Origin of the sequence: Kitasatospora sp. NPDC101157 (assembly GCF_044768255.1) — a bacterium.
Lineage (GTDB): Bacteria > Actinomycetota > Actinomycetes > Streptomycetales > Streptomycetaceae > Kitasatospora.
In genome coordinates this window covers 69,508-81,585 of record NZ_JBIWPL010000006.1, presented here as the reverse complement: position 1 = coordinate 81,585, position 12,078 = coordinate 69,508, and the positions used below count along the sequence as shown (strand labels likewise).

Below are 12,078 nucleotides of genomic sequence, written 5' to 3'. Positions count from 1 at the left end.
GTCAGCCGTTGCCGCCGCCGTGCTTGCCGCCGTTGCCGTTCCCGTTGCCGTTCCCACCGCCGCCGATCATGCCCGGAGGGAGGGTGAACCCTCCTCCTATCACCCCACCGGGCCCGTTCCCAGGACCGGCCGGCGGCGGGTTCTGGGCTCCCGGCTGCTGCGGCGGCTGGGCGTTCGGGTCGGTCGCCGGGGGAGAGGCCGGCGGGGGCGTGGTGGCCTGGGGGTCCGGGATGTTGGTGGTCTGGATGGGCTCCAGGGGCGTGCCCTTGAGCGCCTGGTTCATCGCCATCTGCCAGATCGGACCGGGGCCGTCGGCGCCGAACACCTCGTCGAAGTGCTTGCCGCCGATGTTGATGTTCTTCATCTTGACGCCGCCGGCCGGGCCGCCGAGCCAGACCGCGGTGGCCAGCGACGGGGTGTAGCCGTCGAACCAGGCGGCCTTCTTCTCGTCGGTGGTACCGGTCTTGCCGGCGATCTTGCGGCCGTCGTCGAGGCCGAGGGCGGCCGCGGTGCCCTTCTCGGTCACGTTGAGCAGGACGGTGTTGAGCGAGTCCGCGGTCTGCTCGGAGAAGACCTGGTTGCACTGGGACTGCGGGACCTTGAGGTCCCTGCCGTCGACCGTGGTGATCTTGTTGATCGCGATCGGGGTGCAGTACTTGCCGCGCGCGGCGAAGGTCGCGTAGACGTTCGCCATGGTCAGCGGGGAGAGCTCCAGGGTGCCGAGGACCATCGAGGGCACCTCCTGGAACGGGTCGCCCTTGGCGGACTGGGTGATGCCCAGCTTGTTCGCCATCTGCTTCATCGCGCAGAGGCCGACCTGCTGCTCCATCTCGACGAAGTAGGTGTTGACCGAGAGGGCCATGGCCTGCTTGAGCTCGTACGGCCCGACCTCGCCGGCCGACTCGTTCTTCACCGTGGCCTTGGGCTTGTCGGTGTTCTTCCAGGTGCCGTTGCAGGTCGACACCTGGGGGTAGTCGATCTTGTTCTCGGACGGGAACGACTGGGTGTTCGACATGCCCGCCTCCAGCGCCGCCGCGGCGAGGATCGGCTTGAAGGTCGAACCGGTCTGGAAGCCGTTGCCGCCGCCCATCGAGGCGTCGACGTTGAGGTTGACGACGGTCTGGTTCTTGTTCGGGTCCAGGCCGTACGGGCGGGTCTGGGCCATCGCCAGGATCTTGCCGGTGCCGGGCTCCATCATGGTCGCCGCGGCCGACACCGGGTCGGTCACGTTGACCTTCTTGGTGACGGCGTTCTGGGCGGCGGCCTGCTTGTCCGGGTCCAGCGTGGTGTAGATGTTCAGACCGCCGGTGTCCCACAGCTTCTTGCGGTCGTCGGCGGTCTTGCCGAAGGCCGGGTCCTGCTTGACCACGTGGCGGACGTAGTCGCAGAAGAAGCCCATGCCGGCCTGGGCGGTGATGCAGCCGTTCTGCGGGTCCTTGTACTTCAGACCCAGCGGGGCGGCCTTCGCCTCCTTCGCCTGGTCGGCCGTGATGTGCTTGTTCTCCAGCATCTTGTCGATGACCGTGTTGCGCCGCTTGATGGTGTTGTCCGGGTAGCGCACCGGGTCGTACTGCGACGGGTTCTGGACCAGACCGGCCAGGGTGGCGGCCTCGGCGATGGTCAGGTCCTTGTTGCTCTTGCTGAAGTAGCGCTGGGAGGCGGCCTCGACCCCGTAGGCCTGGTGGCCGTAGAAGGTGATGTTGAGGTAGTTGGTGAGGATCTGGTCCTTGGTCAGGTCCTCCTCCAGCTTGATCGCGACCTTGAGCTCCTGGATCTTGCGGCCCAGGGTCTTGCGCTGGGCCTCCAGGACGGCGGCCTGGTCGTCGCCGGCCTTCTCCACGTTGACGTTCTTCACGTACTGCTGGGTCAGCGTGGAGGCGCCCTGGGAGGCGGTGCCGCTCTCGGCGTTCTTGCCGACCGCGCGCAGGATGCCCTTGAGGTCGACGGCGCCGTGCTCGTAGAACCGGGCGTCCTCGATGTCGACCTGGGCGTGCCGCATGTACGGCGACATCTGGTCGGCGGAGAGGACGGTGCGGTCGCGCTCGTAGACCTTCGCGATCAGGCCGCCCTTAGCGTCGAAGATCTGGGTGGCCTGGGTGAGCGGCGGGGTCTTGAAGTCGTCGGGGATGTTCTGGAAGCTCTCCGCCGTGTCCTTGGCGGTCAGCCCCATGGCGCCGACGGCCGGCAGGGCGAGGCCTGCCAGCAGGACTCCGGAGAGCACGCTGACGCCCAGGAACTTCACGCCGTTGCCGACGTGGTCCATCGGTGATCCGCTGCTCCTGCGGCGCGGAGCTCCGGGGTTGCCTGGGGGCTGGGGGGCCGGTGGGCGCTTCGGTGCCATGGGGAGAACCCTACGTCCCCGAATACCGCACACAGGGGCAGGTGTTCGCCTAGGCTTGTCACAAGCTTGCGACAGCTTCGGTGCGTCAACATCACTCACTCTTGTGAGTGGGGAGACTTGCCCGAATTGCCCGTTGTTGTACGGATTTTGAGGCGACCGGGGCCTGCCGTGTTCGAGTAGGCGGTTGCTCTCCGTGACGGCATCTGTGGTGAGAGTGGGGGCCTCCGGCCTGGCAAGGCCCGCGACCTGCGATCACTCCAACGAGTGAGATGACCGATACCCATAGTCCGATCGGGTCATTCGAGATTGAGCCCGAAGGGGCTGTTGCGCGCTGTCCTTCTTCCGTAACGTCCTCAACTGGCAACGGTGAATATGCCGTTGCCGCCGTGGGGGAGCCTCGAATCATCGGGAGAGGACGGCGCCGGCATGGGCTGGGTTGACGACTGGAGTGCGCAGGCCGCCTGCCGCACGAGTGATCCGGACGAACTGTTCGTCCAGGGGGCGGCACAGAACCGGGCGAAGGCGGTGTGCAGCGGCTGCCCCGTCCGTACGGAGTGCCTCGCGGACGCGCTGGACAACCGGGTGGAGTTCGGGGTGTGGGGCGGGATGACGGAACGCGAGCGCCGTGCGCTGCTGCGCCGCCGCCCGACGGTCATCTCGTGGCGCAGGCTGCTGGAGACGGCCCGTACCGAGTACGAGGAGTCCCTCGCGACCGGCGTGATACTGACGGACTACGCCCAGGCGGGCTGAGCCCGGCGGCAGCACGCCGCCGGCACCGGCCCCCCGGGGTGCTCACGCCGCGCCGCTGAGCCGCTCCCCGATGGCCCGCAGCCCGTCCAGGTCGTGCACGTCGCCCGGCAGCGCGGCGACCTCCACGATCGGCACGTCCGGGTACACCGAGACGAAGCGGTCCCGGGTGCGCCGCTCGCGCCCCATGATCTGCATCCGTTCGGCGTGCAGCCGCAGCAGTCCGGCCGCGAGCACCTCCGCCTGGGGCGAGGAGTGCTCCGAGCCGTTCTCCTCCAGTGCCTCGGCGGCCGCCAGCGCCCGCTCCGCGGTGAGCTGCGGCGCGCCCGTGCTGTGCACCCGGTTGAGCACCAGCCCGGCCAGCGGCATCCGGTCCGCTGCCAGCCGGTCCACGAAGTACGCCGCCTCGCGCAGCGCGTCCCGCTCCGGCGCCGCCACCACCAGGAACGCCGTGCCCGGCGCCTTGAGCAGCTGGTAGGTGCGGTCGGCGCGCTCGCGGAAGCCGCCGAACATCGAGTCCGTCGCGCTGACGAAGGTCTGCACGTCGGTGAGCAGCTGGGCGCCGAAGATCTTGCCCAGGGTGCCGGTGAGCAGGCCCATCCCGGCGTTGAGGAACCGCATCGCGCTGCGCCCGCCGACCTTGGCCGGCGCGGTCAGGATCCGGATCACCCGGCCGTCCAGGAAGGACCCGAGCCGGTTGGGCGCGTCCAGGAAGTCCAGCGCCGAGCGGGACGGCGGGGTGTCCACGACGATCAGGTCCCACTCCTCGGCGGCGCGCAGCTGCCCGAGCTTCTCCATCGCCATGTACTCCTGGGTGCCCGCGAAGCCGGCCGACAGGGACTGGTAGAACGGGTTCTCCATGATGGCCCTGGCCCGTTCGGGCTCGGCGTGGGCCAGCACGACCTCGTCGAAGGTCCGCTTCATGTCGAGCATCATGGCCTGGAGCTCGCCGTCGCCGGTGACGCCCTTGACCACCCGGGGGGTGTTGTCCAGCTCGGTCAGGCCCATCGACTGGGCCAGCCGCCGGGCCGGGTCGATGGTCAGCACCACGACCTTGCGGCCGCGCTCGGCGGCCCGCAGGCCGATCGCCGCGGCGGTGGTGGTCTTGCCGACGCCGCCGGATCCGCAGCAGACGATGATCCTGGTCCTCGGGTCGTCGATCAGCCCGTCCACCGCCAGCCGGCTGTCGGCCGACGCCATGCCGTTGTCCGCCGCGGTCACGCCGCCCCCTGCCGCTTCAGTTCGCCCGCCAGCCGGTACAGCCCGCCGAGGTCCACGCCCTCGCCCAGCAGCGGCAGTTCGTACGTCGGGATCCGCAGCTGCTGCAGGTCGGCGCGCTGCTCGCGCTCCAGCTCGACCCGCTCGGCGTGCTCCCTGGCCTGCTCCAGCAGCGGGTCGATCAACGGCTCCACCGCGGTCCGCACCGCCTCCGCCCTGCGCGAGCGGCCCCCCAGCCCGGCCTCGCCGAGGGCCAGCGCCACCTCCTCGCGGTGGTCCCCGTCCACCGCGGCGACCGCCGCCGCGTCCAGCACCGGCGGCCGGACCATGTTGACCATCACCCCGCCCACCGGGAGCTTCGCCTCGCGCAGCTCCGCGATGCCGTCGACCGTCTCCTGCACCGGCATCTCCTCCAGCAGGGTGACCAGGTGCACGGCGGTCTCCGGCGACCTCAGCACCCGCATCACGGCCTGCGCCTGGGTGTGTATCGGGCCGATCCGGGCCAGCCCGGCGACCTCGGAGTTGACGTTCAGGAACCGGGTGATCCGCCCGGTCGGCGGGGCGTCCATGACCACCGCGTCGTACCGGCGCCGCCCGTCCGGGCCCTTGCGGCGGGCCGCCTCGCAGGCCTTGCCGGTGAGCAGCACGTCCCGCACGCCGGGGGCGATGGTGGTGGCGAAGTCGACGAAGCCGACCTTCTGCAGCGCCTTCCCGGCCCGGCCGAGCTTGTAGAACATCTCCAGGTATTCGAGCAGCGCCTGCTCGGTGTCGATCGCCAGCGCGAGCACCTCGCCGGCGCCCGCCCCGCCGGCGCCCGCCCCGCCCGTCGTCGCCTCCCCGGCCGGCAGCCCCAGCTGGGACCGGGAGACCGAGGCGATCCGGCGCTCCTCGTACGGGAGCGCGGCGATCCCGAACAGCTCGGCGATGCCCTGCCGCCCCTCGACCTCGATCAGCAGCACCCGGCCGCCGTCGGCGGCCAGGGCCAGGGCCAGCGCGGCGGCCAGCGTGGTCTTCCCGGTGCCGCCCTTGCCGCTGACCACGTGCAGCCGGACGCCTTCCCAGTCGGGGTCGCGCCGGGCCGCCTGGCCGGGGGTGCGTGCCACGCTGCGTCTCCGTCCGTCTCCGTCCCTACGGGCTCCCCTCCCGCGCGGCGCCCCTGCCGGGGGCCCGCGCGCGGACGGGGTCCCCCTCCATGAGGGTGCCCTCTCGCGAGGGTAACCAGGCAGCGCCCCCGATGCCTGGAGCACCCGGGGTGCCAGGACTGAATCATGCCCCCTTTGTGCCCCACCTCACACGCCGGTCGGCGGCCGGCGGCGATCGCCGGGACGCCTCGTCTAGAGTCTGGCCATGACCAAGTGGGAATACATGACGGCGCCCCTGCTCGTGCACGCCACCAAGCAGATCCTGGACAACTTCGGCGAGGACGGCTGGGAGCTCGTCCAGGTCGTGCCGGGCCCGAACCCCGAGCAGCTGGTGGCCTACTTCAAGCGGGAGAAGAACGCATGAGCCAGGTCGAGTCGAAGCTCGCCGAGCTGGGTCTGACCCTGCCGCCGGTGGCCGCCCCGGTCGCCGCGTACGTGCCGGCCTTGCAGTCCGGTGAGTTCGTGTTCACCTCCGGCCAGCTGCCGGTCGTCGGCGGCAAGCTGCCGAGCACCGGCAAGGTCGGCGCCGAGGTGTCCGCGGAGGAGGCCAAGGAGCTCGCGCAGACCTGCGCGCTGAACGCCCTGGCCGCCGTGAAGTCCGTGATCGGCGACCTGGACCGGATCGAGCGGGTCGTGAAGGTCGTCGGCTTCGTCGCCTCCGCCCCCGACTTCCACGGCCAGCCCGCCGTGATCAACGGCGCCAGCGAACTGCTCGGCCAGGTGCTGGGCGAGGCCGGCGTGCACGCCCGCAGCGCGGTCGGTGTCACGGTGCTGCCGCTGGACGCCCCGGTCGAGGTCGAGATCCAGGTGCGCGTCAAGAACGCCTGAGTGTGATCGCGGAGGCGGGGTCGGGCCTGTCCAACCCCGCCTCCGTGCGCTTAGCATCCGGGCATGGACCATCGAGCAACGACGCTCCCGATGCCGCCCGGCTGGCCCGCCCGGATCCGGGCGGTCGACTCCGGCCTGCTCACCCCGGCGGTGGCCAGGCCCGCCGCGACGGTCGTGCTGCTGCGCGACTGCCCCGACGGGCCGGAGGCCTACCTGCTGCGCCGTCGCACCTCGATGGCCTTCGCGGCCGGGATGTACGCCTACCCGGGCGGCGGGGTGGACCCGCGGGATGCCGAGGTCGAGCCGGGCTGGGCCGGGCCGTCCCCCGAGGAGTGGGCGCGCCGCCTCGGGGTGGACGCCCGGACGGCGCGGGCCGTGGTGTGCGCGGCCGTGCGCGAGACCTTCGAGGAGGCCGGCGTGCTGCTGGCCGGCCCGGACGCGCACAGTGTCGCCGAGCCGCGTGACTGGACCGCGGAGCGGGCCGCGCTGGAGGCGCACGAGCTGTCCCTCGCCGAGTTCCTGCGGGACCACGGGCTGGTGCTGCGCAGCGACCTGCTGGGCGGCTGGGCCCGCTGGATCACCCCGGAGTTCGAGGAGCGGCGCTACGACACCTGGTTCTTCGTCGCGGCCCTTCCGGCCGGTCAGCGCGCGGCGCTGGAGGTCGGCGAGGCCGACCGGGTCGCCTGGCTGACGCCGACCGAGGCGGTCCGGGGCTACCACGAGGGCCGGTTCGGCATGCTGCCGCCGACCGTGACGGTGCTGCGCGAGCTCTCGTCGGTGCGGACGGCCGCCGAGGCGCTGGCCGCGGCCGCCGGGCGGCGGCTGGAGCCGGTACTGGGCCGGGCCGAGGTGCGCGGTGACCGGATGACGGTCCGCTGGCCCGGGTACGACGAACTGACCATCGACGGGGAGTTCCCCGAGGACTCCTGAGCCGAGGCCGCTGTTCCCGGGACGACTGACCACCAGTGACCCCGGGACCGCTGACCACCGCTGACCACCGCTGACCACCGCTGAAGATGCCGATCAGACGATCAGAAAGGACCGATGACCGATGAACCACAACGACGTGGCTCGCCGGACGGCCCCCGAGCTGCCCGCCCGCCGACTGATCCCCCGTTCCCCGGCCTGCACCACCCAGGTCCCGTTCGTCGAGGTCGCCCAGCGCGCCCTCGTCCGGGCCCTGCCGCTGCGGGCCCTGCATCGCGACGGCGAGGGCGGCCGGTGAGCGAGCGGAGCGAGCGAACCACCGAGGGGTGTGCATGAGCGGCCTCCTCCCGGGTGACCCCGCCGCCGTGGTCGGCGGCGAGGCCACTCCCCGGGCACTGTGCGTGCTGGCGCCGAACCCGTCACCGATGACGCTGGACGGCACCAACACCTGGCTGCTCTCCGAGCCCGGCTCGGACCTCGCGGTGGTGATCGACCCGGGCCCGCTGCACGAGGGCCACCTGCGCCGGGTGGTCGACCTCGCCGAGGAGCGCGGCAAGCGGATCGCGCTCACCCTGCTGACCCACGGCCACGCCGACCACTCCGAGGGCGCGGCCCGCTTCGCCGAGCTCACCGGCACCGAGGTGCGGGCCCTGGACCCCGCGCACCGGCTGGGCTCCGAGGGCCTGGTCGGCGGCCAGCGGCTGGACGTCGGCGGCCTCGACCTGCGGGTGGTCGCCACCCCCGGCCACACCTCGGACTCGCTGACCTTCCACCTGCCGGACGACGGCGCGGTCCTCACCGGGGACACCGTGCTCGGCCGCGGCACCACGATGGTCGCCCACCCCGACGGCCGGCTCGGGGACTACCTGGACTCGCTGCGCCACCTGCACACCATGGCCTCCGCCCACGGCGTCCGCACCGTGCTGCCCGGCCACGGGCCGGTGCTCGCGGACGCGCTCGGCGCCGTCGACTACTACCTGGCGCACCGGGCGACCCGGCTGGCCCAGGTGGAGACCGCGGTCGAGGCGGGCTGCCGGACGGCCGCCGACGTGGTCGCCCGGGTCTACGCCGACGTGGACCGGGCGCTCTGGCCGGCCGCCGAGCTGTCGGTGCGCGCCCAGCTGGAGTACCTGGAGGAACACGGGCTGATCCCGGACCAGGACTGATCCGGGGCCCGGGTGGGCCCGCGCAGGGAACGCCGAAGGGCCCGTCCGGTCGGACGGGCCCTTCACGGTGCTCGGGGTGCTCGGGGCTCGGAGCGGGTCGGATTTGTTCGGACCCGCTCGGCCCCGCTCGGGGCGTCAGCGCGAGCGGCGGGACAGTCGCTCGACGTCCAGCAGGACCACCGCGCGCGCCTCCAGCTTCAGCCAGCCACGGCCGGCGAAGTCGGCGAGTGCCTTGTTGACCGTCTCACGGGAAGCGCCGACCAGCTGGGCCAGCTCCTCCTGGGTGAGGTCGTGGGCGACGTGGATGCCCTCCTCGGACTGGACGCCGAAGCGGCGGGAGAGGTCCAGCAGGGCCTTGGCGACGCGGCCGGGCACGTCGGAGAAGACCAGGTCGGACATCACGTCGTTGGTCCGGCGCAGTCGGCGGGCGATGGCCCGCAGCAGCGCGATCGAGACCTCGGGGCGGGCGTGCAGCCAGGGCTGCAGGTCGCCGTGGCCGAGGCCGAGCAGCTTGACCTCGGTCAGCGCGCTGGCGGTGGCGGTGCGCGGGCCCGGGTCGAACAGCGACAGCTCGCCGATCATCTCGCTGGGGCCGAGCACGGCGAGCATGTTCTCGCGGCCGTCCGGCGAGGCGCGGTGCAGCTTCACCTTGCCCTCGGCGACGACGTACAGCCGGTCGCCCGGATCGCCCTCGTGGAACAGCGACTCACCACGGGCGAGGGTGACCTCGGTCATGGAAGCGCGCAGCTCGCCGGCCTGTTCGTCGTCGAGTGCCGCGAAGAGTGCGGCGCGCCGCAGAACGTCGTCCACGTGCTTCCTCCTTCTCGGCCGTCCGGCGGGTGGGCCGTCCGGCGCAAGTTCCGTTCAGTGTTCTGCATCACCAAGCATGGCGCATGTCGCTCCGATCATATGAGGAGGGGGTGTGTCCCGGGGTGCGGTGCGGGGCCATTCGCACCGGCGGGTCACGGGGCGGGGCGCCCGGCGGACGTCACCGGTCGAATGTCTGTCCGTCGTGATCGAACAGGGAGTCGCCCACCGCCGTGCGGGCGGAGAGGACGGCGTGCCCGGCCCGGTGGGCGCTGGTCAGGCCCGCCGCGCGCAGGGCGGTGAGGTGCTGGGAGACGGCGGCCGGGGACAGTCCGGTCCGGCGGGCGAGCTCGGTGGTCGAGGCCGGGGAGTCCAGCTCGGCCAGCAACTGCGCCCGGGACCGGCCGAGGACGGCGGCCAGCGCGTCGGTGCGCGCCGCCGAGCCGGGCCGCTCCTCCCACAGCGCGGCCGTGCCGCGGGCCGGGTAGACCAGCTGCGGCGGGTCCGGCGGCAGCACCCGGGTGAGCACCCGCGGCCAGGCGAAGGCCGAGGGCACCAGCAGCAGCCCGGCCCCGGCGGTCAGCCGGGTGACGGCGCAGTGCCGCCGCTCCAGCCGCAGCGCGGTGCCGTCCCAGCGGACCGTCTCGTGCAGCTCGTCCAGCATCCGCGCGGGGCCGTGCTCGGCGGCCTGCCGGGAGCGGTGGAAGACGTCCGCCGCCAGCAGCGCCCGGATCCGCGCCCAGTACGGGGCGAGCGCCAGCTCCCAGTACGCCTCGATCTCGGTCGCGAGCCGGGGCAGCTGGCCGGACGGGTCGCGGTGCAGCGGCACCAGCGCGGCGGGCAGCCGGCCGCCGGCCTCGGCGGCCAGGATGTCGAGGTCGGCCCGGACCTGCTCGGCGCGGGTCGCGGTGATCACGGCCAGCTCCTCGGCGAGCGTGGTCGAGCAACCCGCGGGGGCGGGGTTGAGGAAGTCGGGCAGGTGGCCGTCGGGCGGGACCATCGCGGCGAGCCGGCCCCGGTCCAGCCCGGCGGCGGCCAGCCGGGCGCGCACCTGCCCGGCCCAGCGGCGGTGCAGCGCAGGGACGGGGGAGTGGGCGAGCGCGCGCAGGCTGGTCACCACCTCCTGCATGGGGCTGACGGCGAACCGGGTCAGCGCCAAGTCCTGGGTGGAGAACTGGAGTTCCGTCCGCATCCGCGGGCCCCCTTCGGAAGATTCGGCCCCAGCTTAATCACTGGTGCCGGCCTGCGGCCGGGGCGCAGGATGCCTGCGTCCCCACCGATCCGTACGAAAGCCGGTGACCCGATATGTCCACCACCCCCGAGGCCCGCGAGCGGGCGCTGCGGCTGCGCGAGCTGGTCGCGGAGGGCGTCCTCGTCCTGCCCAACGCCTGGGACGCGGGCAGCGCCGCGGTGATCGCCTCGGCCGGCGCCCGGGCGATCGCCACCACCAGCGGTGGCGTCTCCTGGTCGCTCGGCCACGGCGACGGCCAGCGGATGGACCGGGCGGCGGCGGTCGAGGCGGCCCGCCGGGTCGTCGCCGCGGTGGACCTGCCGGTCACCGTCGACGCCGAGGGCGGGTACGGGCCGCTGCCCGCCGACGTGGCGGCGACCGTCACCGAACTGGTCGGCGTCGGCGCGGCGGGGGTCAACCTGGAGGACTCGACGGCCGTCGGCGGGCCGCTGTTCCCGGTGGCCGAGCAGACCGAGCGGCTGCGCGCGGCCCGCACCGCGGCAGCGGCGGCCGGACTGCCCGAACTGCTGGTCAACGCCCGGACCGACGTGTTCCTGTTCGGTCTGGGCGGGCTCGACGACGTGCTGGCCCGGGCCGAGGCCTACGCCGAGGCGGGCGCCGACGGCCTGTTCGTCCCCGGGCTGCTGGACCTCGACGCCCTCACCGAGCTGTGCCGGCGCTCCCCGCTGCCGGTGAACGCGATGGCCGGGGCGGGCGGTCCGAGCGTCGCCGAACTCGCCGCCACGGGGGTGCGGCGAGTCAGCGTCGGCACCGGCCTCGCCCAGGCCGCGTACACCACGGCCCACCGGGCCGCCGTCGAACTGCTCGGCGCCGGGACGCTGACGGAGCTCGACGGGGCGCTCGGCTTCGGGGAGCTGAACGGGCTGTACTGAAGCGTGGGTCCCGGCGGCGTCAGCCGGTGAAGCCCAGTTCGGCCAGGCTCTGCTCGATCCGGGCGTGGTGGGCGGCCTCCCAGTCGTCCAGGGTCTCGGCGGCCTCCTTGGCCAGCTTCGCCCGGGCCGCCTCCAGGGCCCCCGCCCGCTCGGCGGCGGGCACCACCACGACGCCCTCCTCGTCGGCCACCACGATGTCGCCGACGGCCACCAGCACGCCGCCGCAGCGCACCGGGGCGCCGTGGGTGCCCAGCTGCTTCTTCGCCGCGGGGATCGGGATGACGCCCCGGGCGACCACCGGGAAGCCCAACTCCCGTACCTCGCCGAGGTCGCGGATCAGGCCGTCCGCCACGAACGCGGCGACGCCCCGGCGCTGCGCGACGGCGCAGACGTTGCCGCCGGCCAGCGCGTGGTCCAGGTCGCCGGACTCCACCACGATCACCGAGCCGGGCTCGGCCCGGTAGATCGCCGCGTGCAGCATCAGGTTGTCGCCGGGCGGGCACCGCACGGTGAAGGCCGGTCCGGCGAACCGCGGCATGCCCGTCCAGAGCGGGCGCAGGCCGATGTCCATGACCTGGGCGCCGCCCAGGACATCGGCCAGGGTGGTGGTGGGAATGTCCGCGAAGTCCTTGAAGTCCCCGTTCACGCTTCCTCTTTCCTCTTTCCTCGATCTCGTCGATGGCCGGACGGGGGAAGACTAGGACGCGTCGTGGACAGGGGTGCCGGGGGGCCCGGGGCGAGTGCCCGTCAGGTGCGGAACTCCTGTCCGTCAGGCGCG

General features: G+C 73.1%; 13 protein-coding genes. 7 read left to right on the top strand and 6 right to left on the bottom strand.

Annotation, left to right across the window (positions count from 1 at the left end; translation table 11 throughout):
• Position 1: 1 nt before the first annotated feature.
• Entirely contained in the window at positions 2 to 2,263 is a 2,262-nt protein-coding gene (locus ACIRVF_RS15355) for a transglycosylase domain-containing protein (protein ID WP_402816990.1), read from the bottom strand.
• Between the two features lie 504 nt (positions 2,264 to 2,767).
• Between ACIRVF_RS15355 and ACIRVF_RS15350 the strand changes: the two genes are divergently transcribed.
• A complete protein-coding gene (locus ACIRVF_RS15350) occupies positions 2,768 to 3,091 on the top strand; it encodes a WhiB family transcriptional regulator (protein WP_030240986.1) in 324 nt (107 codons plus the stop codon).
• Positions 3,092 to 3,133: 42 nt separating this feature from the next.
• Here ACIRVF_RS15350 and ACIRVF_RS15345 read toward each other — a convergent pair whose 3' ends face one another.
• Together ACIRVF_RS15345 and ACIRVF_RS15340 are read right to left on the bottom strand one after the other, a co-directional pair.
• Complete coding sequence (locus tag ACIRVF_RS15345; protein ID WP_402817515.1) at positions 3,134 to 4,288, bottom strand: ArsA family ATPase; 1,155 nt, start codon at positions 4,286 to 4,288, stop codon at positions 3,134 to 3,136.
• Positions 4,289 to 4,305: 17 nt separating this feature from the next.
• Positions 4,306 to 5,409 (bottom strand): ArsA-related P-loop ATPase, encoded by a 1,104-nt coding sequence (locus tag ACIRVF_RS15340; RefSeq protein WP_402816988.1) that lies wholly within the window; start codon positions 5,407 to 5,409, stop codon positions 4,306 to 4,308.
• Between the two features lie 244 nt (positions 5,410 to 5,653).
• Between ACIRVF_RS15340 and ACIRVF_RS15335 the strand changes: the two genes are divergently transcribed.
• From ACIRVF_RS15335 to ACIRVF_RS15315, 5 genes are all read left to right on the top strand, one after another.
• Positions 5,654 to 5,812, top strand: coding sequence for a DUF4177 domain-containing protein (locus tag ACIRVF_RS15335; protein WP_094743074.1), 159 nt, complete (start codon positions 5,654 to 5,656; stop codon positions 5,810 to 5,812).
• Positions 5,809 to 6,276: a RidA family protein gene (locus tag ACIRVF_RS15330; RefSeq protein ID WP_402816986.1), complete on the top strand. Its 468-nt coding sequence runs from the start codon at positions 5,809 to 5,811 to the stop codon at positions 6,274 to 6,276. Before ACIRVF_RS15335 ends, ACIRVF_RS15330 begins: the two co-directional genes overlap by 4 nt.
• 63 nt (positions 6,277 to 6,339) lie before the next feature.
• On the top strand, positions 6,340 to 7,206 hold the full coding sequence (locus ACIRVF_RS15325) for an NUDIX hydrolase (RefSeq protein ID WP_402816984.1): 867 nt from the start codon (positions 6,340 to 6,342) through the stop codon (positions 7,204 to 7,206).
• A 121-nt stretch (positions 7,207 to 7,327) separates the two neighbouring features.
• Positions 7,328 to 7,501, top strand: coding sequence for a hypothetical protein (locus ACIRVF_RS15320; RefSeq protein ID WP_402816982.1), 174 nt, complete (start codon positions 7,328 to 7,330; stop codon positions 7,499 to 7,501).
• Between the two features lie 34 nt (positions 7,502 to 7,535).
• A complete protein-coding gene (locus ACIRVF_RS15315) occupies positions 7,536 to 8,369 on the top strand; it encodes an MBL fold metallo-hydrolase (protein WP_402816980.1) in 834 nt (277 codons plus the stop codon).
• A 135-nt stretch (positions 8,370 to 8,504) separates the two neighbouring features.
• Here ACIRVF_RS15315 and ACIRVF_RS15310 read toward each other — a convergent pair whose 3' ends face one another.
• Positions 8,505 to 9,179 carry a Crp/Fnr family transcriptional regulator gene (locus tag ACIRVF_RS15310; protein ID WP_030288117.1) on the bottom strand — a complete coding sequence of 225 codons (675 nt, stop codon included), beginning with the start codon at positions 9,177 to 9,179 and terminating at the stop codon, positions 8,505 to 8,507.
• A 178-nt stretch (positions 9,180 to 9,357) separates the two neighbouring features.
• Positions 9,358 to 10,368: a DUF5937 family protein gene (locus ACIRVF_RS15305; RefSeq protein WP_402816978.1), complete on the bottom strand. Its 1,011-nt coding sequence runs from the start codon at positions 10,366 to 10,368 to the stop codon at positions 9,358 to 9,360.
• Positions 10,369 to 10,481: 113 nt separating this feature from the next.
• On the opposite strand from ACIRVF_RS15305, the gene ACIRVF_RS15300 reads away from it, so the two are divergent.
• A complete protein-coding gene (locus ACIRVF_RS15300; RefSeq protein WP_402816976.1) occupies positions 10,482 to 11,300 on the top strand; it encodes an isocitrate lyase/phosphoenolpyruvate mutase family protein in 819 nt (272 codons plus the stop codon).
• Between the two features lie 19 nt (positions 11,301 to 11,319).
• On the opposite strand, the gene ACIRVF_RS15295 is transcribed toward ACIRVF_RS15300, so the two are convergent.
• Positions 11,320 to 11,946 carry an RraA family protein gene (locus ACIRVF_RS15295; protein WP_402816974.1) on the bottom strand — a complete coding sequence of 209 codons (627 nt, stop codon included), beginning with the start codon at positions 11,944 to 11,946 and terminating at the stop codon, positions 11,320 to 11,322.
• Positions 11,947 to 12,078: the final 132 nt, after the last annotated feature.

Excerpts from the sequence above, each read along its gene's own strand:
- ACIRVF_RS15355 (WP_402816990.1), bottom strand. The coding sequence starts at position 2,263 with ATGGACCACGTCGGCAACGGCGTGAAGTTCCTGGGCGTCAGCGTGCTC.
- ACIRVF_RS15350 (WP_030240986.1), top strand. The coding sequence starts at position 2,768 with ATGGGCTGGGTTGACGACTGGAGTGCGCAGGCCGCCTGCCGCACGAGT.
- ACIRVF_RS15345 (WP_402817515.1), bottom strand. The coding sequence starts at position 4,288 with ATGGCGTCGGCCGACAGCCGGCTGGCGGTGGACGGGCTGATCGACGAC.
- ACIRVF_RS15335 (WP_094743074.1), top strand. The coding sequence starts at position 5,654 with ATGACCAAGTGGGAATACATGACGGCGCCCCTGCTCGTGCACGCCACC.
- ACIRVF_RS15330 (WP_402816986.1), top strand. The coding sequence starts at position 5,809 with ATGAGCCAGGTCGAGTCGAAGCTCGCCGAGCTGGGTCTGACCCTGCCG.
- ACIRVF_RS15325 (WP_402816984.1), top strand. The coding sequence starts at position 6,340 with ATGGACCATCGAGCAACGACGCTCCCGATGCCGCCCGGCTGGCCCGCC.
- ACIRVF_RS15320 (WP_402816982.1), top strand. The coding sequence starts at position 7,328 with ATGAACCACAACGACGTGGCTCGCCGGACGGCCCCCGAGCTGCCCGCC.
- ACIRVF_RS15315 (WP_402816980.1), top strand. The coding sequence starts at position 7,536 with ATGAGCGGCCTCCTCCCGGGTGACCCCGCCGCCGTGGTCGGCGGCGAG.
- ACIRVF_RS15305 (WP_402816978.1), bottom strand. The coding sequence starts at position 10,368 with ATGCGGACGGAACTCCAGTTCTCCACCCAGGACTTGGCGCTGACCCGG.
- ACIRVF_RS15300 (WP_402816976.1), top strand. The coding sequence starts at position 10,482 with ATGTCCACCACCCCCGAGGCCCGCGAGCGGGCGCTGCGGCTGCGCGAG.